This window comes from Rhodopirellula maiorica SM1, from assembly GCF_000346295.1.
In the GTDB taxonomy this organism is placed as follows: domain Bacteria; phylum Planctomycetota; class Planctomycetia; order Pirellulales; family Pirellulaceae; genus Novipirellula; species Novipirellula maiorica.
In genome coordinates this window covers 21,093-47,732 of sequence record NZ_ANOG01001062.1, presented here as the reverse complement: position 1 = coordinate 47,732, position 26,640 = coordinate 21,093, and the positions used below count along the sequence as shown (strand labels likewise).

At 55.2% G+C, this 26,640-nt stretch carries 12 protein-coding genes, 1 pseudogene and 1 riboswitch; of the genes and pseudogenes, 8 read left to right on the top strand and 5 right to left on the bottom strand.

Annotated elements, in window-relative coordinates; genetic code table 11:
* The coding region (locus tag RMSM_RS43250) for a LamG-like jellyroll fold domain-containing protein (protein WP_144058171.1) at nt 1–3,279 on the bottom strand (3,279 nt) is incomplete at its 3' end.
* A gap of 470 nt (nt 3,280–3,749) precedes the next feature.
* Nucleotides 3,750–9,746: pseudogene (locus tag RMSM_RS34520) on the bottom strand (DUF4347 domain-containing protein); the annotation flags it as partial.
* 584 nt (nt 9,747–10,330) lie between these two features.
* On the opposite strand from RMSM_RS34520, the gene RMSM_RS34515 reads away from it, so the two are divergent.
* The 4 genes from RMSM_RS34515 (at nt 10,331) to RMSM_RS34500 (ending at nt 16,998) form a co-directional block, all read left to right on the top strand.
* Nucleotides 10,331–12,268: a TolC family protein gene (locus tag RMSM_RS34515; RefSeq protein WP_008708672.1), complete on the top strand. Its 1,938-nt coding sequence runs from the start codon at nt 10,331–10,333 to the stop codon at nt 12,266–12,268.
* A gap of 2 nt (nt 12,269–12,270) precedes the next feature.
* The gene (locus RMSM_RS34510; RefSeq protein WP_008708670.1) at nt 12,271–13,263 is read left to right on the top strand and encodes an efflux RND transporter periplasmic adaptor subunit; all 993 of its coding nucleotides are present in this window, start codon (nt 12,271–12,273) and stop codon (nt 13,261–13,263) included.
* Nucleotides 13,260–14,648, top strand: a complete 1,389-nt coding sequence (locus RMSM_RS34505; RefSeq protein ID WP_008708668.1) for an efflux RND transporter periplasmic adaptor subunit — start codon at nt 13,260–13,262, stop codon at nt 14,646–14,648. The genes RMSM_RS34510 and RMSM_RS34505 overlap by 4 nt, the downstream gene beginning before the upstream one ends.
* Nucleotides 14,649–14,751: 103 nt before the next feature.
* Complete coding sequence (locus tag RMSM_RS34500) at nt 14,752–16,998, top strand: site-2 protease family protein (RefSeq protein ID WP_008708666.1); 2,247 nt, start codon at nt 14,752–14,754, stop codon at nt 16,996–16,998.
* A gap of 6 nt (nt 16,999–17,004) precedes the next feature.
* On the opposite strand, the gene cdd is transcribed toward RMSM_RS34500, so the two are convergent.
* A complete protein-coding gene (gene cdd, locus RMSM_RS34495; protein ID WP_008708664.1) occupies nt 17,005–17,421 on the bottom strand; it encodes a cytidine deaminase in 417 nt (138 codons plus the stop codon).
* Between the two features lie 467 nt (nt 17,422–17,888).
* Here cdd and RMSM_RS34490 point away from each other — a divergent pair, with 467 nt between their 5' ends.
* From RMSM_RS34490 to RMSM_RS34480, 3 genes are all read left to right on the top strand, one after another.
* On the top strand, nt 17,889–19,655 hold the full coding sequence (locus RMSM_RS34490) for a hypothetical protein (RefSeq protein WP_144058170.1): 1,767 nt from the start codon (nt 17,889–17,891) through the stop codon (nt 19,653–19,655).
* A 256-nt stretch (nt 19,656–19,911) separates the two neighbouring features.
* A riboswitch (cyclic di-GMP riboswitch) is annotated at nt 19,912–19,987 on the top strand.
* Nucleotides 19,988–20,013: 26 nt separating this feature from the next.
* On the top strand, nt 20,014–21,174 hold the full coding sequence (locus tag RMSM_RS34485) for a pilus assembly protein TadG-related protein (protein WP_081614448.1): 1,161 nt from the start codon (nt 20,014–20,016) through the stop codon (nt 21,172–21,174).
* 6 nt (nt 21,175–21,180) lie between these two features.
* A complete protein-coding gene (locus RMSM_RS34480) occupies nt 21,181–21,624 on the top strand; it encodes a TadE family protein (RefSeq protein WP_144058169.1) in 444 nt (147 codons plus the stop codon).
* A gap of 203 nt (nt 21,625–21,827) precedes the next feature.
* Here RMSM_RS34480 and RMSM_RS34475 read toward each other — a convergent pair whose 3' ends face one another.
* Both RMSM_RS34475 and RMSM_RS43925 read right to left on the bottom strand, forming a co-directional pair.
* Nucleotides 21,828–24,332 (bottom strand): right-handed parallel beta-helix repeat-containing protein, encoded by a 2,505-nt coding sequence (locus RMSM_RS34475; protein WP_160168438.1) that lies wholly within the window; start codon nt 24,330–24,332, stop codon nt 21,828–21,830.
* 294 nt (nt 24,333–24,626) lie between these two features.
* A complete protein-coding gene (locus RMSM_RS43925; RefSeq protein WP_008708653.1) occupies nt 24,627–24,812 on the bottom strand; it encodes a histidine kinase in 186 nt (61 codons plus the stop codon).
* Between the two features lie 475 nt (nt 24,813–25,287).
* Between RMSM_RS43925 and RMSM_RS34465 the strand changes: the two genes are divergently transcribed.
* Nucleotides 25,288–26,490, top strand: a complete 1,203-nt coding sequence (locus RMSM_RS34465; protein ID WP_008708650.1) for a DUF1559 domain-containing protein — start codon at nt 25,288–25,290, stop codon at nt 26,488–26,490.
* Nucleotides 26,491–26,640: the final 150 nt, after the last annotated feature.

Sequence of the window (26,640 nt, the reverse complement as noted above, 5' to 3'; positions counted from 1 at the left end):
ATCGGTAAGGCGATCGCCGCCCGCACTGGCGATGATCGAAGCGACCGATTGGCCACCATTGTCAGTTTGGTATTTGGTGATGGTCGACAGGGTCGTTGTGCCAGTGTTGTCGAGTACCGGAGCATCATTGACGGCGGTGACATTGATGGTCATCGTGTTTGGGGTTGTGTCGGTATCCTGACCACCACCGCTCGTTCCCCCATCGTCTTGCACTTGGAACGTGAACTCGGTGTATGCCGTTCCATTCTCGTCGGCCAGCGGTTTGTACTTCAGTCTTCCTGCATTGATGTCGGCGATACTGACATAGTTACCGGCGACCACCGTCTCGCCCGCGTCGATCACTCCGTCGTTGTCCGCATCAACGTAAAGTGTTCCGCTGGACGTTTGGCTGGTGATGCGAACGGCGTTGAAATTATGGCTTTCGGCCGCGTCGCTGAACCCAAAGTCGGCAGCGGTGAACGTAATGTCGGTGTCTTCGAGTGTGCCGACAGTGTTATCCACGCCGCTGGGGGCATCATTGATTGCGTTGACCGTGATCGTGACCGTCTCGGTCGTGGTGTTCGTTCCGTCGGATGCGTCCACGGTGAAGACGACTTGATAATCGCCGACTTGCTCAATCGCCGTGAACGTTGGCTTTTCGGCATTGGCATCACTCAGCGTGACGGCGGGACCGGAGGTTTGGGTCCAGGTGTAAGTCAGTGCGGCGTTTTCGGGATCAAACGCCGAGACCTCGAGTGTGACGACGTCGTCTTCGTTGACCGTTTGGTCGCCGAGGTTCGAAAAACCGCTGCCGGCGATCACGTTCGCTCCGGTGATCCCCGACATCGTGCCGTGATGCCCGTTGCCGCTGTCGTCGATCACGCCACCCGCGCCGGTGGTTGCACCGGTAAAGGAGTACGAGGCAACCAATCCGGTTTGGGGTCCGGAGAGTTCCTGGTGCATGTCGGCGCGGACTTGCGTCTCGCTGCGGCCGCCGTTCCAGATGCGAACTTGGTCGATTTGGCCATCAAATTTGTAGCTGGTGTTGTTGTTCCAGCCCGAGATTTTGGCGGTCGACGATGCGTACGCACTGCCGTTGTTGGGCGAATTCAGAAGTTGTGTCAATGTCTGCTCGACGCCGTTGATGATCAACCGGCTGCCGGTGACGTCACCGTTGCGGAACACCGCGGTGACGTGATGCCAACCGGTTTCCAAGCCGGCGGCGCTGATGCCATACAGGTCGCCGCCCCCGGAGTTGTATCCAAAATTCCCGCCGGAGAACCACAGGTCGTACGATCCAAATCCAAACGGCATCACGTTATCGGTGCCGTCCCAGTTCATCCAAAATTCGACCGTGACGTCGGTTCCTGCTGCAGTATTGACCGGCAAGCCCGACAGCAAGATCGTGTCGTCGCCGCCTTGGAAATCGATCACGCTATTGCCGGCGTCATCGAAATCCGAGTCGGCCACGATGGTGGGTGCGTCGTCGGTGCCGTTGATCGTGATCGTGACCGTGGCGGTATCGGTGCCGCCGTTGCCGTCGCTGAGGGTGTAGGTGAACGAGTCTGTGCCGGTCTCGCCCGCAGCCAAACCGTCAAAAGCCCCGTTGGCGTCGTAGTTAAAGCTGCCGTCGGCGTTGACCGTGACCAACGCGCCCGAACTAAGCCTCAACAGGTTTCCAACGTTGGCACCCACCCCTTCGACCTGGGTGATGGTCAATGTGTCTCCTTCGCCATCGATATCGTTGTCGATGATTCCGGAGGCCGCACCCACATTCAGCGGCGTATCTTGATCGGTGGAAAACCCATTCCAAACCGGGCCGCCGGTCAGCGTTCCGTGATTGGCATTGCTGGTCAGGTCATTGGCGGTCGTGCCGCTACCTTCATTAAAACTCCAGTATCCCGCCAGACCGGTTTCGTTGCCGTCCAGCGTCCGATCAAGGTTGTTTTGGATTTCCGAATCGCTTCGAACGGTGCTCCAGACGCGAACATCGTCAATTTCGCCGGTAAAGTAGTTGCCGGCCGGGTTGTTTTCGCGGCCGCCGACTCGTAAGTCGTCTTTGTCCGCATGCGCATCACCGATGGGGCCGGAACCATAATAGGTTTCAACGATGTTACCGTTGACATAGGTGTTGATGGTGCCATTGTCGTAGCTGACCGCGATGTGTGCCCACTCGTTCAGTTGCAACACATAACCGGTGTCATGCCACGTCCAGTTTGGATCGGTGTTGTCAAAGGCCCACATCAAGCTGCCTGTCGATGAGATTCCAATCTCGTACTCGCCCTCTTTGTTCAGCAAAACACTCGAGGAGGCTGGATACGCGGTTGGCCGCGCCCACAATTCCATCGTCATCGAGTTGGTGAATTCAAGAACGGGATCGCTGCCTAGATTGACGTAATCGTCAACGCCATCGAAGCTCAATCCATGATGGTCATCGACCGCGATCGGAGCATCGGCCACAGCCGCCACCGATAACTGTTTCTGAGCGGTGTTGCTGGTGCCGCCATCACCATCGGTGACGACAAAATCGATGGTCCGCGCGGTGGTGGATGGATTGTCTGAAACGTTGAAGTAGCCCACTTGCCGTCCGACTTCCTGTGCGATCGCCGGGGTGCTGTTGGTGTTGAACGAAATCACCAAGGGATTGGTACCCAAGCCGCCACTGACGCTGCCGACCAACACGCCGCTGTGGTAGACGTTGGTGCCCGTCATCGTGATGTTGCCGCCAGGCACAATGGTCAGCCGATCGTTTGCCGAACCGTTTGCGGAGATCGTGACGCTCAGCGATCCACTATCAAAATCGCCGAGGTCCGCATCGGTGATCGTCAAACCAGAATCAATGAGGGTAGGGTCCGCGTTTTCGGTATAGGCGGTGGTACCCCCTGTCGCGGAGGTCACTGGCGCGTCGTTAACCGAGTTGACCGTGATCGTGACGGTTGCAACGTTCGAGTCCTGGTTGCCGTCGCTGGTTTGATACGTGAACGTATCGGTGCCGCTGAAATTGGTATTCGGGGTGTAGCTGAATGATCCATCGGCGTTGATGTTGAGCGTGCCGTTGCTCGGACCCGCCACCAAACTGGTGTTCACGCTGAGTGAATTGCTATCGACGTCCGTATCATTTTGCAGGACACCGGAATGCGCGATGTTTTGGACTTCGGTTTCCGACAGCGCCGTGTCGTAGATACGGACGTCATCGATTTGTCCATCGAAATAGCGGGTGTCGGCGCCCGGTTTACCGATTTGCAGGGCACCCCATTGCGAGCGGTCGTTCTGCGTTCCTGTGTCGGTCCCTTCGAGCACGCCATCGACGTACAGCGACGCGCTATAGGTACGCCCCCCATGTCAGTCACGACGACGGCAACGTTGTGAAACTGAGTGGTGTCGGTGAAGTCCGAATCCGAGACGATCATGATCGCATCGGCGCCATTTGCTGGTACGTCGTAGCCCATAAAGAAAACGAGCTTATTGGCTTGATCGTAGCTGCCGATGGTCAAGCCCATCTCGGACTGGGCAGTGGTGCCGGGGCTGCTGCCGTAACCGTTACCGCCGCTGTATCCCTGCCACAGGATGTGTTGCTGTCCCGACGTCTTGTCCGTTTGAAACCAGGTCGAGAGGGTGAAGCTGGTCGCGGTTTTTAGCACCGTGCTGGAGGTAGCGACATAGTCACTCGAACCGTCGAACGAAAGTGCACCCGAACCGATATGCCCGCTGCTCCAGGCGGGGTCGTCGGTGTTGGCGCTGGCGTCGGCTCCTAACGTGGCGTCATTGCCTGCGCTGCCCGAGTCCACCGTCGTTTGGTTGCTGCCGCCTTCGTTCATTTCCCAGTGGTTGACCAAATTGTCGGTGCTCGGTCCGACCACCAAGGTCCCGTTTTCGTCAACCGAATAGGAATCGTCCACGGCGACGGGAGCGTCGTCGACCGCGTTGACCGTGATTGACATGCTCTGTGCCAGCGTATCGTTACCACCGTTGGCGGTGCCGCCATCGTCTTGAACGGTCCACGTCAGGTTGCCACTTCCGAACGCATCCGCGACGGTCTTGTACATCAGACCTTGCAGTTCGGAAAGTGTTAGCGTGGCGTTGTTGCTGACCTGCGTGGTCCCATCGGCTTTCCACAGCGTGATGTGCGACGGAATGTTGGTGATCGTGTAGGTCAATGACTGACCCGACTCATCACTGCCGCCACCCACGCCGTACGTCAGCCCGCTCATTCCCAGCGAAACCGCAGATGAGTTCGCGCTGTCTTCACTGACGTTGACTGCGGCTGGCGCACCGCTACTCAATACCGGGGCATCGTTGACAGCATTGATCACCAAAGATGAAGTGTCGGTTTCACTCGAAAACGCCGTGGTTCCACCGCCAGGTACGTCGTAAGTGATTTCGACATTGTCGACGGAGAAGTTATTGACGCCTGCGCCGGTTTCACCCGCGGCAACGAGAAAGCGAATTCTTGTGTTCGCTGACATTTGGCCGCTGATATCGAAGCTCTTGGTTCCGCTGCCCGTGTTGGTACTCGAATTGAATACCCCTCCCGACAACGTGGTGTAGCTGGCTCCTCCGTCGTCCGAAATTTGAGCGTGAACGGTCGCCGAAGATCCCAGGCCGCTGGAGTAAGAGAACGACAGCGTCGCGTTGGCGGCATCCGACAGATCGACTTCGCGATAGATGTAATCGTTGGCATTGGCGGCTTGGATGCTGAGCTCACCACCGGAGACTCGGAAACGTCCGCTCGATGCAGCACCTCCCGAGCTGTCGGATTCGACCCAATTAGCACTCCAGGACTGCGAGCCGTTGTTGTTGCCGTAGGAAACGCTGCTAAACGAGTCCAGTACATTTTGCGAAGCGAGCGTGATCGTCGACGTGTCGCCATTGGTGCCGGTGGATTGATCCCAGGCCCGGAACGTGATCGCATTGGCAACCGACCCGTTGTAGTTCGCATTGGGCTGGAAGTAGAGCCGAGTATCCGCGTCCGCGGCCAGCAATCGGGCATTGCTGTCGCTGACGGCGCCCAGCGAGTTCCAGCTGCTGCCACCGTCGGTGCTGTAGTACCAGCTGCCATAGGTCGTATCGGCCGCGGTGATCGCGATACCCAGTGCGGCGCCAAGGTCGGAATCGGTGACGTTGTCGACTTGGCCCGTCGGCGACGCGAAATCGACCAGCGATGAGATCAACGTGCCGACGGCGCCCGATGGAACCCCAGAGTCTTCATTCTGAGCAGTCAACACGGGACTTTGACCGCTGTCCAGAACTGGGGCAACGTTGGTCGCGGTAATGTTGGCGGCGAATTCCGACGTATCGTTGGTGGTCAGATCGGTGGCGGTTGCCGAGACCGTTTCACCGGTGGCGATAAAACCGTCCAAATAGTGACCGATCGTGGCGTCGCCCGTGGCATTGGTGGTGACCTCGATGTAGCCGACATAGCGTTGGCCTTCCCCATAACCGCTGGCATCACCGCTAGCGTTGGCAAAGAATTCAATACGAAACGTGCGGCTGGGGGTTGATTTCAGCGAACCGACGACGACGGGGGTGGGCCCCGCCGTGATCGACGAGAGCACCGGGAAGTTTTGCAGGTTGTTGGCGCCGGTGTCTTGATCGGGCGTGTCGTCGAACTGGCCGTCGTTGGCCGTTACGCCGTCACCGCCCAAATCGATCCCAAGCCCGCCATTGGAATAGATCGCGTTACCGAGGATTGAGTTGCCCGTTCCCGACGTGGTCAGCTCGACGCCGACGCCGGTGTTATAGGCAATCGTGTTGCCAGCGCCATCCGCGGTGCCTCCGATCGTGTTGTTCGAGGCGTTTGAGCCCACTCCGATGCCTTCGCCTTGGTTGCCCAGGCTTGACGTTCCCGCCGCGTCGGTGCCGATCAAGTTGCCTTGAATTGTATTGCCGCTGCTATGAATCAAAATGCCGAATTCATAATTGCCAGAAATCAAGTTGCCTTCGCCTGCGCCGGAACCTCCGACGGTGTTCCCGCCTCCGTCGAGCAAGACGCCGCCCCAGGTACCTGATGAGTTTTGTCCATTAGGAACGGCCGCCGTGCCATCGGCATTGGTGCCGATATAATTGCCTTGAATGATCGTGCCGCTGTAACCCGCGTCCACATCGATCGCTTCGTCATTGTTACCGGAGATGACGTTGCGGTCGGCCGCCGACGCACTGCCGATCAAGTTGTTGTTGGCGCTGATCGTGATCCCGTCACGTGAGTTGCCAAGATCCGAGCTGCCGGTGCTATCGGTACCGATGAAGTTACCGACGATCGAGTTGCCGGTGCTGCTGATCTGGATTCCGCTGTACGCGAAGCGGTTGATGATCAAACCTTTGATGGTGCTGCCATCGCTGCCTTCGCCCAGATAAATCCCGTTGGCATTACCGGCGCTCGAACCATCCAGTTCGATCGTCAGCACCGCGTCATTGCCAACCGAAAGCGTATTGACCGAGGCGCCGGACTGAGAGTAACCATCGATGATCACCGCGTCGGTGATCATCGGTAGGGCGGCTGTCAAGGAAAATGTATGCACCCCGGTCCCAGCGATACCAAAGTTGATGACATCCTCCGTCGAGGCATCGAGGTTCTTGGTATTGTTGGCGGCCATGATCGCTTCACGCAGCGAGATGAATCCGTCGGCACCCTTGTCCGCCAACAACGCATCGATCGACGTGGTATTACCATCGCTGACGTCGCTGGTGGTATCGACCGTCAACGTATGCGCGACCGACGCCTGCGATCCCGGCATGATGTACTGGACGCTTAGCAGCGGAACGGTGGTGCCTTCGGAAGAATCAAAATCCCAGCCGTTGCTGCTGTCGCTCAGAATCCCCCATCCGTAGTTGCTGTCGCCGTTGGCCCATGCCTGAACGGTGTCCTCCAAACCGGTGAATGTCGTGGCACCCGAGCTGGGCGGAACCAGCTGGCTGTCAGCGGCCAATGCCAATTCGGATCCATTGGCTGACAATCCGCCGGACACCGAGTCCCATGTCGAGCTCTCATTCCAATTGTTCAGCATCCGGTGCAGACTGATGGTGCCCGACGTGTCGCCGGTGGTTTCCACGGTCAACGACGCCGATACAATCTGGACACCGTAGGGGATTTGGCCCCCGTTGCTGCCAAACAGATTGTCGAAGCGGAGCAAGCCTTGCGATTCGGAATTCGCCCCCGAATTTTCGGTGTCGATCGCAATCGATGTGGCTGAACCATAGCTGCTGGTCGCGGAGGCTTGCCGAATTTCTGTATCTTGCGTGCCGGTGTAGCCACCAACGTTTTGCTGGAACGAGGTATTGGTGGTGACCGATGCAAGTGCCGCCACATCGCTGGCGGTCAAGCCATTGTCATAGACACGAGCGTCATCAATGAACCCATTGAATTCGCCACCGAGCGAACCGGTGTTGAAGGCACCAATTTGCATCGAGGTCAAACCGGTCAAATCATCTAGGAACTGCGTCGATGCCGCCGATCCCGATGCGTAGGTGACCGCTGACCCCGTCAATTCGACGCCGTCGATGTACAGCGACGTGCCGCTGGCCGATGTGCTGACGGCGACATGATGCCAATTGCCGTCGTTGATTTGCGCCGTCGATGTGGCACGCACCAGCGATACCGTCGATGCGTTTAGCGTCCAAGTCAATTGGCCATTTTCAACCCCCAGCGTTGCAAAGTCGCTCGTGCCACCGTTGCTGATGTCAAAAATCGTTTCAAAGTCAGTCGACGACACGTTGACCCACGCGGACAAAGTGCCCTCGCTAAGCAACGCAAAATTCGACACATGCGCCGACACGTCGACATAGTCGCCCGTACCGTCAAGTGTTAATTTTCCGTCGCCGATTTGGTTGGTCGATGTCGTGGTATCGACGGCGGCATTGCCGACCAACGTGCCGTCATAACTGTTCCCGCTGCTGTCCAATGCACCGACGCCGGAGTCAAACGTCCAGTGACCTTGCAATCCGCTGGTGTTGGCAACGCTCTTGATGGAAACGCCACCGAGTGCCCAATTATCATTGCCGCTCCAAGTCCACTCGACGTTGGTCGACGCAGCACCGGTTTGCGTGCTGCCCCCGCCGCTGATGTCACCACCGCCCAGCAAATCCCACCGCTCGGTTTGCCCGGTGCCGGGAATCAAGTTGTAGTCGACAGTGTCGTCAACCGCGACCACGGAAAAGACGACTTCATCGGCAGCCGAAGTGACGGTGGTGGTCGCCGTCCCGCCGCTCGCTGCCGAGTTTGATGCAAACGTTCCCAGCGGGGTGGATTGATCGACCCCGGTAAACGTGGTGACCCCAACCGTGTTGCCGTCGGTCGTGCCACTAAAATTCACTTGGACGTTTGCAGTACCGATATCCGGCGCGACGAGTGACCAAATCTCGATTCTCGCATCGCCATTTTCCTCAACACCCACCAGCGTCAGATTCTGGCTGCCGTAGGTCACCGATGTCACCGTTTCGCCGGCAGCTTGATTTAGTGAAACCCCCACCAACATCAAACGGTTGGTCCCCGAGGTAGCGTGCGATACGGTCACCGTTCCGCCGGTACTGGTTCCCGTCGATGTTGTATCCACTGCGGCTTCCAACACCTCGGTCCACGCTTGTTGCACGTCCAAGCTAAACGCGACGTTGGTTTCGATCGCACCGACATGGTATTCCAAATCCCAGTCGCCACCGAGCGATTGGTGCCCCGTCAAGTCGACGCTGGCAGCGACATCCGCGCCGGTCAACTGGCTAAACTGCCCCACCAACAACTGGCCATCGGCGTTGCTCGCGAAATCACAGCCATAGAATAACAAGTCGCCGTCGGCAGTCAGTGCGTTGCCCCAATTGCGGACCTGTTCCGCTTGGATCGCCAAGGTGTCGCTACCAACCCAAGTGTTGCCTAGCTGGATCCCGCCATCAAGTCCGTGTGAGACGACGTGAATCGAGTCTAAACCGTCATAGCTTCTCAGCACTTCGCTGATTTGTGAAATACCATCGCGTGTGGCGTCAAGCAAGAACACGTCGATTTGTCGCGATGCACCGGAACTGCTCAGCAGGTCGTCGACAAGTTGTTGGTACCCCTGAATCGATGTATCGACAAAGGCAACTTCCTGACGCGGGATCACCGTTTCTGGGCCGGATAGCGATCCGTCGCGATTCGCAATGTCACAATCGCACACCGCTGCCATCACTTCAATTAATTCGCGACCCGACTCAGTACTGGCTAGATCGGATCCGTAAATTGAAATGCTCGCATCTGCATCGAGCGAAACTCCCCAGCGTGCAATGTCGCTCACATAAGCTTGGCTTGTTTGCGCATCAAGCCGCGTCGATCCCAGTGCAATGCTCTCGCCATCGCCATGGCTGAGCAAGTGGATGGCGTCGACGCCCGACAGCGATGCCATGGTTTGGCTAATTTGCTCGATACCATCACGGTCTGCATCGAGTCGAATGATCAACCACTGCGTTTGCTCTTGCGAACCATCGCGAAGAGTTGCGATCAGGGTGTCCGCATCTTCGATACTCGCATCAACAAAAACCACTTCGATTGGATTGGCGGGATCAAGGTCCGGCGCATCGATGATCGTATGAGTTGACTCGGTTCCCTGAGTGTCGTCATTATTACTTGGCTGTGACGCCACCTGTGTCGTCGGATCGATGGCTTCGCCATCCGCGTCATCGAGTTGTTGCAATAGTGCGGCTGCCAAATCGAGATCGATCTCACCGCCGCCGTCGCTCGCATCAAGACCGTCGCCGCTAAGGAGGATGCGGTCTTCTAAAGGATAGAAATCAAATTCGCGAGCCATGAAACTAAACCAACTTGCACATTGAGTTGCACTGGACGGAGATTCCCGTGGAAAAGGTGTGGGCACCCCGGATGGCTCCCGCATCTCCGAGAATGCTGCATTGCTGTCATCGGTCTATTGGCTATCCACACTCATTCCCGCTTGAAAATATGACGGTTGCGTTGCCCGTACCGGTTGCGCGGTGGCTGATGTTTGGGAAACGTATCCCCAGAAAGGTGTCCGGATAGGCACAGGCGAGTTTCGCGGTGTTCTGCGTTCATGCTGTGCGGAAACCCGCAGATTCGCAATAAAAGTATGCGTTCGTAATCTGCTACGTGCCTTCGTATTTCCCCCAAAATCTCATCAAGATAGACCGCCTATTGCGAATGGGGCGAGTTTGACGATTGCGTCAAGTTTTTCGGCCGCAACGATTACCCGATTGCAACGATGAAGACGCCACATTTTTCGCGTTAGTCATCACAACGTGACCCGCTGTCTGTCCGATACAACGCATACGGCATGTGTACGCCGGTACCCGATTGCCCCTCTGATGGTATTTAAGACAAGACATGTTTCGTAGTCGCTTTTCCTGGTCGCTGGGCCTTGTGCTAGCTATCGTTGCTTACGCAACGTTCGCTGGCACTCTGTCTGTTGCCAAGGCCGAGCAGGACAGCGAAGCGACGTCCGTCACGGCCGCCCCAGCCGATCCCGCCATCCCAGCGGATCCCTATGACTTTCAGTGGTGGAATGCGTCGATCGCGAGTCCGATCATGCCCCAACCACATTGGGTTTCGTTCGATCTGAACACCGTTTTGCTCGACACGTTGACGCATAGTCCGCGAATCAAGAGTGTTTCGAGTCGAACCAGTGTGGCGTTGGAAAAGGTCACCCAGCAGGATGCAGCATTCGATTCCAAGATCTTGTTGGAATCCAATGCGGGAATGACCAACGATCCGGTCGGCAACACGTTGACCACCGGGGGGCCAAGCCGGCTGCAGCAAGATACGTTTGGCGTTTCGGCGGGCGTTGCCCGGACGACACGAGGTGGATCGACTTGGGATTTGTCGCAAGAATTGGGCACGCTGAACAGCAATAGTTTGTTCTTTGATCCCAAGCATCAAGGCAATTCGCGACTAAGTCTCAGTCTGACCCGGCCGTTGTTGGCGCGTGGCGGACAGGTCTATACCGAGCGATTGTTGACTCAGGCCCAAATTGATGCCGGCGTTTCGTGGCAAGAGATGCGGCGGCAGGTCGAGAAACGAATCGCCGACGTGATGACGGCGTATTGGCATCTCTATGAAGCGCGTTGTCATTTCTTGCAGCAGCAAAAGCTACTTGAGCGTGGCCAAGAGATCGAGCGTGTCATTGTTGGACGTGCTGATTTTGATTCCAGCCGAATCGAGTTGGCCAAGGTCCGCGGACGCTTAGCACGCCGGATGGACCAAATCATCTCGGCCGAAGCCAATGTGCGGCGTCAACAAGCCCGGTTGGCGATGTTGATCGGCCGCCCCGAGCTTGTTTCGTCGGAAAACACGCTTGAGATGATTCCCTTGGATCCGCCGTTGGCAGCATCGCTGCAGTGGACACTTCGCGATGCGGTGATCAAAGGGCTAGAGAACCGACCCGAGGTCCGTGCCGCGGCGAAAGAGTTGGAATCGGCAGCCCTTTCGATGCGGATCACACGAAACCAATTGCTGCCCGAACTGAACGCCGTGTTTGATGCCTACTTGGCAGGTTTGAATGGACATAACGACGTCTTCGGTTCCTTTGGGAAACAGTTTACCGCAGGAGGGCCAGGGTTGAGTGCGGCCCTGCAGTACGAAATGCCTCAAGGCAATCGCTATGCCCGCGCCCGTCATCGTGAAGCCGTTCATTGGTATCGTCAAAAATCAGAAGAACTGCGTGAAACCATGCAGGTCACACGTGCCGAGATCGAAACCGCGCTGATCGATGTCGACACCTCGATTGCCCAGCATCAAAGCAAACGCCAAACCGTGATGGCCACCATTGACGAAGAAGATGTGTTAACCGAACGCTACCGGATGCTCGGCGGCGATGGCACGCGTGTCGGGGTGGTGCTTGAAAATCTGCTTGATGCTCAACAACGCCGCTCGGATGCCGAACGCGAGTGGGTGTCGACGCAGGTCAATTACTTGGTGTCGTTGATTGAGCTCGAGCGTGCAATGGGCAATCTATTGATTCACGAAAACATCGAGACGATGCGAGTTCCGGGACGCACCGATATCGATATTGTCCGTACATCCGATAACGGTGACGGCGCGATGGTCCCACGTGGCGAATTTGGCTCGTTCCAGCATCCATCGGACGATGCCCCCGCGAGTGCTGCGATCTTGTCGTCCGAAGAATCGGTGGGCGAGATGATCCTGCCATGGCGGACCGCACCACCAGGACCGGCGATCCCGAACGCCGCCGCGGTAGAGATTCGTGTCGCCTCACCTGCGACACCTCCGCGTCCGACACGGCTCGGACTCGGGAATCGAGATTCGGGGTTGATCGAAACCAATGACAATAAGGGGCCCTAAGCATGACACAATCAAACAAAGACGAATTGGGGATGATGTCCATGTTCAGACATCACATGAAGTGTTTCGTCGTTTCGACATCCTTGGTCTGCAGCGTCAGCATCATTTCGATTGTCGATGCCCCCCGAGCGTTTTCGCAATCGCCTGCCTATTCGCAGCCGCAAACATTGATCTATGACGGTTTTACCGAACCCCAGCATGACATCATGGTGGCTGCGGCCGAAGTTGGATTGTTGTTGTCAATGGAAGTCGAGATTGGGGATGCGATCAAAGCCGGGCAAATCATAGGACGTCTGGATGAAGACGTTCAGGTGTCGGCCGTCAAATTGGCGGAACTGCAGGCCAACATGCGAGGCAACGAGGACGCGGCGCGAGTCGAAGCCGAATTGCAGCGACAACGCGTCGGCATGGTGCGTACATTGGCAGCCAAGGATATGGCTCGACCCGATGAACTGCGTCGCACCGAAGCTGACTTGGAGATCGCCGAAGCCCGATTGGTGGCGGCGCAAGAGCAGTCGCGTCTGCGTCGTTTGGAATTGGAACGGTATCAATTGCAATTGCAGCGGCGAAAAATTGTGGCTCCGGTCAGTGGCGTGATTGCCGAACTTTTCCGCGAACCCGGCGAATATGTTTCACCGAGTGATCCGGTGATTGCGAGATTGCTCGTGATGGATCGATTGATTGGCGTCTTTAATGTTCCCGCCGAAGAAATTGGGCGGCTAAGCGTGGGGACACCCGCACGCGTTTTCTTGCGCAGCAACGGCAACACGATCGATACCAAAATCAGTTCGATTGCACCGGACATCGATGGCGAAAGTGGAACCGTGCAAGTGCGAGTCGAACTGGATAACATCGAGCACCAATTACGCGCCGGTGATCGTTGCACTCTGAGCATTTTGTCGAGCTCGCAACGAAATCATGCCAAGGCGAAGCAATCGGTTTCTCAACGGCCAGACCGAAGCGATCTGTTGTCGCCGCAGGGAGCGACAAGATGAGCATTGTACCGCCCACCGATTCGTTAAATCCCGATGCAATGCTGCACGTCTCGTTGACCGGAAATAAGGTCAAACCGCGGCCTGCTGCTGATCAAGCGAGCCAAAACTCACCCGACTCAGGTTCGGAATCCAAAGCTAGTCCACCTGAACAATTGGGGAAATTGTTCGAAATCATTGGCGCGATCGCCTCGGCCGGAACTCGCGTCGATGCGATGCGGATTTTGACCCAAGAGATTTCGCGTCGATTTCCCGACGCCACCGTTCGTTGCGGCATCGGTAACGCTCAGCTCAAACGTTTGTATGATCAACGACTGGGATGGCTCGGCCCCGAAAGCGGTCCTCGCATCGCCGCAGCCCAGCAGTGGACAGAACTGGTCGACGCCGAATGTGGTGTTTTGATCAACGATCAGGCGATGATTTTGTGTATGCCGCAAACCGACTCGGACCAACGCTGTTTGCTTTGGATTTACCCCGTGGCCAACAAGTCGGTCTTTGGCGAATGGTTGCGGACGATCATCCGGACGCTGTCCAACGTGTTTTGGAGTCGTCCAAAATATGCCGCGCCCAAAGCAATACGAAATGTGACCCGCCGTACGTTAACGATTGTCGGTGGGCTGATGCTCGTCGGGCTGCTTTCGGCGTTTTGGCCCGTCCACTACCGCGTCGCTTGCACGGCCCGGGTGCAACCGATTCAACAGCGTTTGGTTGCGACCCCGTTCGAAGCGACGTTGTTATCCAACCATGTCAAACCCGGCGAAACGGTCAAGGCGGGCCAACTGTTAGTCACGCTCGATGGGCGTCCGCTTCGGCTTGAACGCGAATCGATTTTGGCGGAAATACAACAAGCATCCAAAGAGCATGACACGGCACTTGCCACCGGCCGGATCGCGGATGCCCAACAAGCACGATTGCGCGAACGGCAACTCAACCGCACATTGCAGTTACTTTCGGATCGTCTGCAACGGCTTGAAGTGGTCAGCCCCATCGATGGCGTGATCATCAGCGGCGATCTGAGCCAATACATCGGATCCCCACTGGAACTGGGACAGACGATGTTCGAGATTTCGCCGATGGATCAGATGGCGATTGAAATTGAAATACCGGCACACGAAATTGATTTTGTCAGCGCTCATTCACCCACACGGATTCGCTTTGGTTCGATCGGCGGCCGTTCGATCCAACAAGAACTCGACGACCTCTATCCGTCATCGGTGATCCGTGACGACAAGAATGTGTTTATCGGACGGGTGGAAGTTGAAAATACCAACGGCAAATTACGACCAGGGATGCAAGGAGACGCAACCACCTATGGCCCCTTGCGGCCCTGGATCTGGTCTTGGATTCGAGGCGGTTTTGAACGCGTGTTGTGGTGGGTTGGGTATTAGTATTAGACAGAGAAGAACAGGTAATTGAGTGCGTGTTGTCGCTACTCGAAAACAGCAGCGACGATGACAGGCTGGACGCCTATCCCACATTATTAGTGAAATCATGAGCAGTGACGCCGATCTTCCTTCGATACCGACCGTAATCCTGGATCCCGAGGTGACTTTCATCGCGCGCGAGATCGGCGGACGCACGACCTATGTGTCGCATCACGAAGCGACGGGAAAATTCTTTCAGCTTGGGCCCGAGGAATATCGCGTCGCATCATTGTTGGATGGTGTTCGAGGCATTCCCGAATTGTTCAATGCGCTGCATAGCGAAGGGGTCGAGTGGACGACCGAAGATCTAGCGAAATTCATCGCTCAATTGGTCCAAGCCAATGTCGCGGTGATCAAACAGGGATCGGCCGAGCCGACCGAATCACCCATAGAGGACGCGGCGGCGACCGGTGAAAATCCAGATCAGGCCTCAACCGATCCCGCATCGTACGACGCGATCACCGACGCAGCACCCCGATCACCGGAACCGCCTCGGCCTGGTTTGTTGACAATGCTGCTGCGTTTTTTGCCGTGGTTGATCAGCCAACGCTTTCCACTGTTTCGCGGTGACCGCATCGCGACGCGGTTGACCCGGTATCTGGGGCCTGCGTTCGAACCGATTGGTTTTTCGATTTGGATGCTGCTCGTTTTTAGCGGTCTCTGCGTGGTCTATGGACACTTCGAAGCATTTGCTGCGGAATTGCGACGGATGTTTGATCCGGGGCTTTGGCCCATGCTGTTTTTGATTTGGATTGTTGCAAAACTGGTCCACGAAGCGGGCCATGCGGTCGCGGCAAAACACCATGGTGTGCGAGTTGGCCAGGTTGGCATCATGTTCTTTCTGCTCGCACCCTTGGCGTACGTCGATGTCACCGACGCCTGGAAACTGCGGCGACGGTTCTATCGAGTTCAGATTGCACTTGGCGGAGTTTACTTCGAACTTGCCGTGGCCGCCGTTGCGGCTTGGGCATGGTGGTTTTTACCGGAAGGTTACGCAAAACATATCACCGCTCAGTTCTTTTTGATCTCCGGTCCCGCCACGCTGTTGGTCAACGCCAATCCACTGCTGCGACTCGACGGATACTACGTATTGTCGGATCTGACCGAGATCCCAAATTTACGGATGCACGGACGCCGGCAACTAGGGTCGGTGCTGCAGCGGTTGTTCTTTGGTATCCCGCAAACGCGTCAATTGTTGTCGGGATGGCGAGTATGGTTTGCGTCGATTCACGCGGCTTGCAGCGTTGTTTTCCAAGTCTTTTGGATGGGCGGGCTGGTTTTAGGGGTTGCGATGTGGGCGCGTGGATTGGGGATCCTGCTTGCCATCGCCGGTGTCTTAATGTGGTTCCTGATTCCGGCAGTTCGCTGGGTGTGGAAGATTTGGATGCTGGAACCGGGCGAACGGTTCGGACTGAATTTTTATCGTCGCCGAATGCTGTTCTACGCCAGTTTACTGATCGCTCTGTTCCAACAGCTCAGTACGGTGTCTTCGCCGTTTGATCGTCGCGTGCCCGTGGTCGTTCGGTTCCAAGACGAACAAATCGCCCGTTCACCGAGTGACGCGTTCGTCGAGTCGCTGTTCGTTGAGCGCGGCCAACATGTCGAGCAGGGAACATTGTTGATGCGGCTAAAGGATCCTGAACTAAGGATCAAACGCGAAAAGAAAGCAGACGACCTCGAGATCGCCGAGCTGAAAGCGATTCAATATCGTCGACAAGGCGAATTGTCCAAGGCCGCCACGTCTCTCGAAAACGCCAATGCCCTGCGACGCCAAATTGCCGAAATGGATGAACAGATCGCTCAATTGACGGTGGTTGCCAATCGCTCGGGGTACATCGTTGGCAATCAAGTCGAGTCGCTGCCAGGACGTTTTGTTGCCGCGGGACAAGAGTTGTTGCGAGTATCGGATCCGCAAGAAAAGGAACTGCTTGCCGTGGTTCCCGAACAAGACGTGGATGCGTACCAATTGGCCTGCCAAAACGATTCATCGTCGCGCGTCCGATTACGAGGCGGTTTGACAATCAAAGCCAAACCGGCATCGCTGCGTCCTCGCGCCTCTCGCATGCTGGTGCATCCCGCGCTGGCGGCCAATGTCGGCGGCCCATTGGTGGTGGAACCGACGTTGGATGGTTCCGGTGAGATGCGATTGGCACAACCCTATTTGGAAAGCATCACCAAATTGGATCCAATCACCAGTGCCGAGGTGCGATCGGGTCAGCTCGGCAGTATGACGATTCGCGACAATCGTCCGGTACTCGCACGCGTTTACGATGCCATCGCAACCGACTTTCGCCGGCTCGGTCGTTCGCAATAGCCGCGTCTACGCGTGATGTGGCAAACTTGATTCGTCAAACGCTTCGGGGAACAGCTGTTTCAGATTTCGAATCTTGTAGCTGCCGTCCAGGATATCGGTGGTGATCACCGGTAGATCCAATCCGAACTCGGACAAAAATTGGCGGCATGCACCACAGGGGGCCACGCCGCCCACACTGGCAATGGCAATCGCACGCCACTCGCGGTAACCCGCGGCGATTGCCGACGATGCTGCGACGCGTTCGGCACACAAGCACATCGAATAGCTGGCGTTCTCGACATTGCATCCGATCACGACCGTGCCGTCATTCATCAGCAGTGCGGCGCCGACGTAAAAGTGACTGTGGGGAGCATACGCCTGGTCACGCGCTGTGGTCGCGGACAGGATCAGTCGGTCAATCTCTTTGGTCTTTAGATCCACCATCGTTGTGCTCGATTAGTCGTGAAAAGTGTTTAGTCGTGAAAAGCAGCAATGTCGGACGAGTGACCAAGGAGAAGATAAGATTCGTGTCGGTTTTTGCTTGACTATAGGGCAATGCTGACACCTTGGACTCTGCTCATGTTTTAGACGGTTTGGGGATGTAAAGCAAGCAAATGTCTGCCAAACGCAACGCTTCCCGTTGACCCGGCGATGGAAAATGTTTCCTGACTTGTACAGCATGCCGCGTTGCTTCGTCCTCACCCCCCCACTTACACCATGGCGTTGTTCGCATCCTGATAACCGCGATAACGGTTTTGATCTATCGAGCGTCTTTTATTCGCTCGCATCCCCATCGAATCACGGTTTCGCGTTAATTTAAGGTTTTCGGCTAAGAAAACGCGTCGTGGATCGTTGTCCGATAAGTCCGCGATTGAATCGCAAGGCAAGCCGGGAACATTTGGGAGCCACTGATGAAAACGACCCTTCTTTCTGCGGTTCTCCTACTGTGTGGACTTGGTGCGGCGCTAATCCTTGTCGCTCGAGAGTCCCCCGCCGAGGACTCTGGTACCCGCAGCGCGGTGGAGGAACGTCAAACACTAAGGACCTCGGCCGAAGACGAATTGCTTTACCGGCTGGAATCCGACTTCGTTCGGTTGCTGAAAACAGCTCGCCATCCCGACCGATTGCTCGAAGCAGAATCGTTACTTGCAGAGACCAACGACAACACGCATTGGACTAATTACTCCAAGGCCACGTCGATTATCCGTCTGGCGCCGGACAAAGCAGCGATCCCGTTGCTGCTGCGTTACATGGTGCTGCATACCAAGCGAAGCTCTAGGCACATCATGGTGCCTGAATACGAGAAAACGCTGATGTTGATCAGCGGAAAAGTGTTTAATCCCAAACCCGACTCGCGAGACTACTCCGAAGCCGCGGTTCGGCTCCGTGTTCAAGCTTTTGTCGATCGATACTGGGCCGACGAGGCATGGAAAGAAACGAAAGAAACCACTGAAGACGATTTGCGAGTCATCGCAAAGACTTTGCTCGAAGAGTCACGCCGAAATGGTGATTTCAGTGGATCGGGGGGAGGACGTGACACTGCGTATCGTGCCTATCACAACGTCTACTATCGAATTCGCTCGTCCAGTTCATCCGAGCACCGGTTGCCAATCAATGAATTGCACCAAGGCATCGTACCCTATTTGCTTGAACCCTTCGGTTACCAATCCGATATCAATGCAAAGCAGGTAACGCCGAGCACGGACAATACGCTTGTCGTTGACATGTTTCCCTACGAAGCGATTCCAATCCTGGCGGATCTGGCCAACAACGGCCAACGCGACGAAATCGCGAAGATCGCCGAGGACAAACGACAAAACGCGACGGTCCGTATGGTGTGTATCTATTCGCTGTTTCGGGCGGGCGGAGAATTACGTGCGGAGTCATTGATCGAAATTTTGAAATCGGAAACACGATTGCAGCGGCGTTTGATCCTATTGCTGTCGCTCCGCTGGGCCGGTGGACAAGGGGCCGGTGGACAAGGGGCCGGTAACAAAGGGGCCGGTAACAAAGGGGCTAGTGATCAAGCGACGGATTTGCTGTTGGATCATATCGATGATCCCAATGTGGAAGTCGCAATCGCGGCCGCCTGTGCACTCCGCGAATCCCAGCCCGATGCGGCACTTCCCAAAATCAAACGGTTGTTCGAAAGAGATCGTACCTCCAATTCCAGTTTGGTCTTTTCCACTCTTGGCGATTGGAAGTCGTGTGCAGCAAAACAATTTCTGGCCGAAATGGTGGCCGAAGCTCTTGAGGAAAAACACGACGACAAACGACTCGATAATGCTCTTTCGGCGTTCGTTGATGCTGCCGATCTGCCAAGAGCGAATTGGAGAAGTCCCGACTATCATCTTCGCACGGCAGCTCGAGTCGCCCTAGCGCAATACCACGACTTGCTGGCGAAAGCCAAAGCGGACCGAGATCGATTGCGGTTGCAAACCGAAAGCGTGCGAACGCAGTGGATGACGGCGACGCAGATCGAATCACTGCGAAAGGGAGAATACCGCAGGTTACTCGGGTTACAAGCCGATGGAATCGTCACCGCAGAAGAATCCAAAGCGGTCCACGAGCGGCTTGTGCAAGTCCAGACGGAAGTCGAATCTCTGCGAAAGAAACTCGTCGTGCTAGAGGCAAAGTTGGCCACCATCCAGGTTTGCGATGAAGACGATCACCGGTGAAACCGTCCGATGCATCACGCGTCACGCCGGTGGTGCAATTCGCCACGCTAACTTTGGTTTGGCGTACGCTGGCTTCTTCGTCTAGATGGCTTGCGCGTATGGTTGTTCCTGGTTGTTGCGCGTATGGTTGTGCTAAGTGTGCTGATTTTGCACACGCCTAAATCTGGATCAGGCGGATTCGAAGCAGAAAAACTCAAGCAGGGGGGGGATAGGAAAGCTATGTCATTGATAACAACACTTTCCTTACACGTCTTTTCAAAGACCCCGGCAACCCAATCGTGAGATTGGTTCGCAAAGCCATGGGCCTCACGCGAGGTCGCCAGGCCGCCAACAGTGAAGACGAACATTCCTCTGTAGTATGATGCCCACAAATAGGTACAACTCAGCGTCGGAATTATCAAACTCGCAAAGAAAATTCTGCAATCGCCGAAACCGTAAGGGGGCCATTGCGGTTTTGGCCGCAGTGTTAATTGTCATCATGTTTGGCATGGTGGCATTTGCCATCGACACAGGCTATTTAGCTTTGGCAAGAACGGAAACTCAGCGTACGGCCGATGCCACCGCACACGCTGCTGTCGTCGAGTTTGCCAGCTCACAAGACATCAATGAAATTACGAAGCGTGCTCGTAGTGTCGCTTCGGAGTTTACGTCATCAAACCCCGTGCTTGGACAAGTTGCGTCCGTCGCGCCAAACGTTGACGTAAGTATTGGGCACTACGAATTTGGTTCAGGGCAATCGGAACTGAAATTCGACGACCCCACAAAATATAATGCCGTCAAAGTAAGGATTCGTCGAACCAGCTCACAGAACGGGGCTGTTCCCCTTTTCTTTGGTGGTATTTTAAATCGCAGTGAACAAGATGTGGATGCGGAAGCCACGGCGGCGCTCGTGCGTGATGTCAAGGGATTCAAAATCCCTCCTTCGGGTAAAAACGTTCCAATGCTTCCCATCACCATCGAAGAAGATTATTGGGATCAATCGCACGAATCGGACGCTGACGTCTGGGGCTACGATCCCAAGACCGGGCAGGTCACCGCCGAGGCGGATGGAATTCCCGAGTTGAGACTATTCCCTAATGAGACCGGAAGCTCAGGGAATTTAGGGACGGTCAACATCGGTGTCACCAACAATTCGACTTCGTATATCTCAAAACAGATTCGTAATGGACTTAGTCGTGCAGACCTTCAGTTTCATGGAGGCTCACTTGAATTAAATCCATTGGGGACCCTGTATCTTTCGGGAAACCCAGGCTTAAGCGCAGCCATGAAAGACGATCTCGAATCCATCATTGGCGAAGTGCGAGTGGTCCCGGTCTATCGTAGTGTTTGGGGCAACGGCAACAACGCCATGTTCGAGATCGTAAAGTTCGTTGCGGTACGTATCATGGCGGTAAAACTGACCGGAGGTGAAAAAGCGATTAACGTTCAGCCGGCGTCGCTGACGCTCGAGGGCTTGATCCAGGGCGACGGCGCTCAAACGAGTGCGGGCGTCTTTTCGTCACCGCGAATTGTTCACTGATTCAACATGTCTAACACAACTCGGGTGTCCTTCGTGAATCCTATTGCTGCTCGCAACCGCCCCAATCGCGTCGGTGCCGCCGCTGTCGAGTTTGCACTTGTCGTACCCATCTTTCTATTGCTGGTTTTCGGGATCATTGAATTCGGACGCGTCGTCATGGTGCAACAGATCTTGGTCAATGCAAGCCGAGAGGGGGCACGTGCCGCCGCAGTCGAGGGTGCCACGCAGGCTAGTGTTCAGAAGATTGTGAAAGACTATCTCAAAGGCTGCTCGATTAAGAGCGGAGCCAATGATGTCGTTGTATCCCCAGATCCGTCCAAGGCGAAAAGTCGCGAGGAAATCACGGTCAGTATCGCGGTCAAGTTTTCTGATGTCAGCTGGATGCCTCCGATGATCTATGACGATAATCTAAGCGCAGCAACGACAATGAAATCGGAAAAACTCGATTAGTGTCGACAGCTCTCTCGGTCCTGAAATCAGTTGGGGAACGACACGACGCGATGACGGTCAACTCCAAAGTGACGTCGCGCTGCAAGTGGCGGGCAAATGATCGGACATCCAGCGAGGTGCCTTTCAGATCCTCTTCTCTCGCACGACGCCACCGGAGCTAGCTTCTCTTGAGTGTTGCTAGCTCATTGACGTTTCTTCAATTGCTAGAACGAACGTAGTAAGTTTCGCAATTTCTTGCCCGTCGTTTCCGCTTCGACTGATATCAGAGAGGAAAAGCCGGTGCCATCGAGGGTGTTTCCGGTTAGTTCGATGTCAAGCTGCTGAACGCTGTTATCTTGATCTTCCCGCAAAGCCTCGGTGTATTGCGTCAGTAAATCGGTGTCTTTCAATCGAAATTTCAACACCAAGTCCAGCCTTCCGTCGCCATCGACGTCAACCAATTTGCTGCGATGCACGCTCGCTCCGGCCCATGTGATTGATTCGACTTCAATTTGCGACGCATCCGATGTTGGCGTTGAATACAGAACAATGCTAAGTGACTTTCCACTCTTGTCGGCGGAGTTCAAATTGATGCTGCCGGCATCGGTTTCGCCCTGGAAGTTCAGTGCGATCCTCTCGACGGATCCAATATCAATACCCTGGCCAAGAACCCGATCCACGCCGCGTTGATCAAGCAAAGGAAGCTCCGTGATGTCACCGTTGCCAGCGTCAAGCAGAGGACTGTCTGCGAGCGGAGCCCGCGTCAATGTTGCGCCGCCGTTGTCTTGTAACTCGCCTAACCGTGGATCAAGAGGGTTCGCGACAGTGCCTTGGAAATCAGTGACCGGTCCCGATCCATTTCCAACCAAGGTGACGTTATCGCCTTCGCCAAAAAAGTTTCCACCCAAAGTCGTTGCGGTCCCATCAATGTCGCTTACCACTAAATTTTCCGCTGGATCATTCAGGTTTCCTTTCTGGTTTCGCGCGACAACGGTATTGGCCAATATCGTGACACGATCGGCCGAACGTAAACCTCCGACGATACCGCCAACGTTGTCGGAGATCGTCACGTTGGTTAGCTTGAACTCGGTCTGACCGCCGCGAGAGTTCAGACCTCCAACAATGGCTCCGCGATTGTTAGTGATCGTACTATTCGTGATGCTGCCTCCGAGGTAGGGAATGGCCAAGATTCCACCCGTGTTCCCACCTACATTGCCGCTGATCGTACTATTGTTGATTTCGAGAATGCCTCCGAAATGCAACAGTCCCGCTGTGCCCACGGTATTTTCTGACCCCTCAAGTACCACTGTGTTATCGGCGATCGTGGAATCAGAGATTCTTAGTGTTGAAGGAAGGCCATCCGTGCTAAAGCCATAGTTGTTGACATGCACGCCAGCAGAGCGTCGAGCAGAATTGTCTGATACTGTGGTCCGTTGCAAATGAAGGTCGCCGTGTCCGAAAAATGCGATGCCGCCACCCTGCATCGCCAATTCGGTCGCGACCACATTTTCTGAAATCGTTGTGTCCACAATGCTAATGTCAGCTGGGAAGTCCCGGTTGATCGACGCGGTCGCCTTGATATCGATGCCACCTCCGGTGCCGCGGGTCTCGTTGTTGCTGACAACACTGTTCGAGATCGTGATCGGGGTGGATGTAGCGGGGACGATGCTAATGCCTCCGCCTCCGGTTTGGGTGGTGCCATTCATGTCGCCGTTGTCTGTGGCAAGGACGCCAGCAATTGTCAATCCATCGGCTCCTTCGATGCGAAGTCCGTGCTCTCCGTTGCCAGCGAATGAACCGCCATTGACAGCAAGATTGGGGGATGCCAACGCATGTAATCCAGACTCACCATTGTTGCTAAATGTTCCGCCCACGAGCCAAGCGTTTGCAGTGTCTTGCATCGATAATCCGTGGGAGGCATTCGAATTTAAGATGGCATTAGAAATCGTAATCGACTCCTGTTGAAAAACACGTATGCCACTGATGCCGTTCTCCGTCGCGGTTACATCATTCAGTTGTACCGCACCCGTCGCGTTACGGGTAAGAATGCCAAACTGGGTATTGCCCGTTGTGGTCACATTGTCAACGGTAAGAGATCTCGGTTTGTCAACAATGACACTTGAGTCGCCAGACGCGCGAAGTTCAGCTGAAAAGATTCCTTGATGATGATTCTCAAGCACGCTATCTCGAATGACCAAGTCACCACTTTGATGAACGACACCGCTGCTATTGCGTCGTCCATTGATATGAATGTTTTCCAGCAGGACATTGGCAGGCGATGTCACACGAACGCCGGCTAGATACGAGTCTTCGATCGATAGGTCGCGAATCGTGATGTCCAATGGCATGTCGATCAAGAAAGTGTATCCATTTCCCGATGTCAGTACGACATCGTTTGCTTCGCCAGTAGCACCCCGAATCAGGATGGCGCCATTGTCACCACCGATGTTTGCGAACGAAATCTGCCGATCGTATCGCTGACCGTTAGCTCGCGGCGCAACGATGATTTCATCGTCGCCAGCATTTCGTCTGGCAGCCACCACTGCCCGGTTGATGGTATTAAATGGATTCTCTTCAGTACCCTCGTTTTGCGAATTTGCAAAGTCAGCGTCCACGAAATAGGTCGTCAACACCATCCGCTTTTCCAAGGATTCAGCCTTTAGCGTTCTGCGGCGATTTTTTCGCTGCGATGGGTTATTGTGCTTGGATTTCGAGCTGCGTTGAAACATCGTCATCTTCGAGTTGCCCCCTTAAAGGTGAGTCTTGGTTCGCTAAATCCGCGGGAATGGCGCGGCAGTTGCCATTGGGTAACCATCGTAGCCGATTCGATGGCGCTCGTGTTGCGGAGCGGAGGCTGGGGACTTAGAAGCAGTTTGCAATGCAAAGTCTGGCGTCGCTAATTGACTACCAGACGCGTTCGGCTTAGCTTCGGCTGCCGCCGTTTCTTTGCCTGGCCCATCTTTTTGCCTGGCCTTTGGATCGCTGCCCTTGGCGGATCCCAATGCCGTTGTCTCGAACCGTGATTACAAAATGTTCGTCAATTCGGTCCGAGGAAAGCCAGATCGATCCCCGCTGGTCGGAGTATTTGGATGCCTTGTCTCACGCACGTCCTGCAAAACGTTTCGGTCTAGCGGATCCATCTGCAATAGCGACGCCGCAAAGGTCAATGGCGCCAAGGGACCACGTAGCTCATGCGCCAACATCGCCATGAACTCGTCCTCGCGTTGACTGGCACGTTGCAGTTCTGCGGCCTTGTTTTGATTGTCAACGGATGGTGATTTCTAGAATCTCCATTGTACTTAAGGCGATTGCAAATCGCTTGACGCTGAGTGGTACTTTGGCAGGTGGAAAATGCGTCTGTCAACTAATTTCTGTCACCTTGTTGGCGGCTAAAGCGGCCTGTCTCAGATTAGTCATCACGCCGTTGATCGCTCTCTTTTTGGGGATTGTGACGGCTGGAATGGTTGGATGGCGGACTGTCCCCTTATTAGCCGCATCGGTTGTCGCAATTTATCAATGGAATGTCGCAAAAAACAGTCGTAAAGGATGGTTGCATAAAGCATAGTTGGGTCGACCTTGACGATATCGGGAGCCTTGCCGTTTACCAAACGGAAACTTCGATGTGTCTCGAATTTGTCATTTTTGGCTTTTCTACAGTTTGGCTTATCTACAAAAGGGGTGTTTATGAACAAGTTACGAGTCAAACGAGGGTTCACGTTGGTGGAACTGCTCGTCGTGATCGCCATTATCGGCGTGCTGGTCGGTTTGCTTTTGCCGGCAGTACAAGCGGCACGTGAGGCGGCGCGGCGAATGTCGTGTAGCAACAACTTCAAACAGATCGGATTGGCGATTCACAACTACCACGCCGCGTACAACCAAATTCCGACGCACGGTTCGGGCACGGGGACGGGGGCCGGACAGAAGGTGTGGAACAACTCGAATCTCAGAAATAACTCGCGACTGAGTTTTCTGGTTGGTTTGTTGCCATTTTTCGAGCAGCAAGCATTGTGGGAACAGATCAGTAACCCGCAAGGTTCTTTCAATGCGATGGGACCTACACCCAATACAAACTATGACCCATGGAACAACGATATTCCGGCACTCCGCTGTCCCAGCGATCCGGGCCAGGGATTGCCAGCGAAGGGACGGACAAACATTGCCGCCTGTCTCGGTGATTCCGCAGTGATGATGTCGTTTGGTCCCGTCAACGAAGATGGAGTGTCCAATTCCAACTTTGCACAAGAGGCACGGGCTTCCTGTCGCGGTGCGTTTGTTGCGCACCAGACCGCTCGATTCCGTGACATTCTGGACGGTTTGGCGAACACCATCATCGTTGGCGAAATTATGACGGACTTGGGTGACGGAAGCGTCTCGACGCAGGCTCAGGAAGTCGCGGGAACGGATCTGTACGACAATCCAAGCATGTGTCTGCCATTGGTCTCTGCAACGCGTCCTCGATTCTGGGCCTCGCCACCAGCAGCAAACGGTTTGGCCCGTGGTTACCGCTGGGCGGACTTTGGACCGCTGTTCACTGGATTTACGACGATCCTGCCGCCGAACCAAGAAATCTGTCGTGGCGACTTGCCAGCGCCAACGAAAGCAACCTTTGGAACGACTTTGCCTGCGGGTGAGAACCACTTCAAAGAGATGGTGGCGACGCCAAGCAGCCACCACCAAGGTGGATGCCACATTCTAATGGGCGACGGAGCAGTAAAATTCATTACCGATTCGATCGAAGCAGGAAGCAGTCGTAACACCGGTGGCGGCGGCGGTATGGTTCGCTTGGGCGGAAGCGGATTGGCGGCTCCTGGCCAGCAAAGCCCCTACGGTTTGTGGGGCTCGCTCGGAACGCGTGCCAGCAAAGAAGTTATCAGTAGCGATTTCTAAGCGAGCATTGCTTCGTTCGCCATTCGCAGATCGCTAAGTTGCGTCGATCGCGAAGTTAAATGACGAAAACATGGAACGGGGGACGGTTGTTGAAGAGAGCAACCTCTTTTCGGCAACGTCCCCCTTTCTCTTTTACCGTCTTTTACGCCA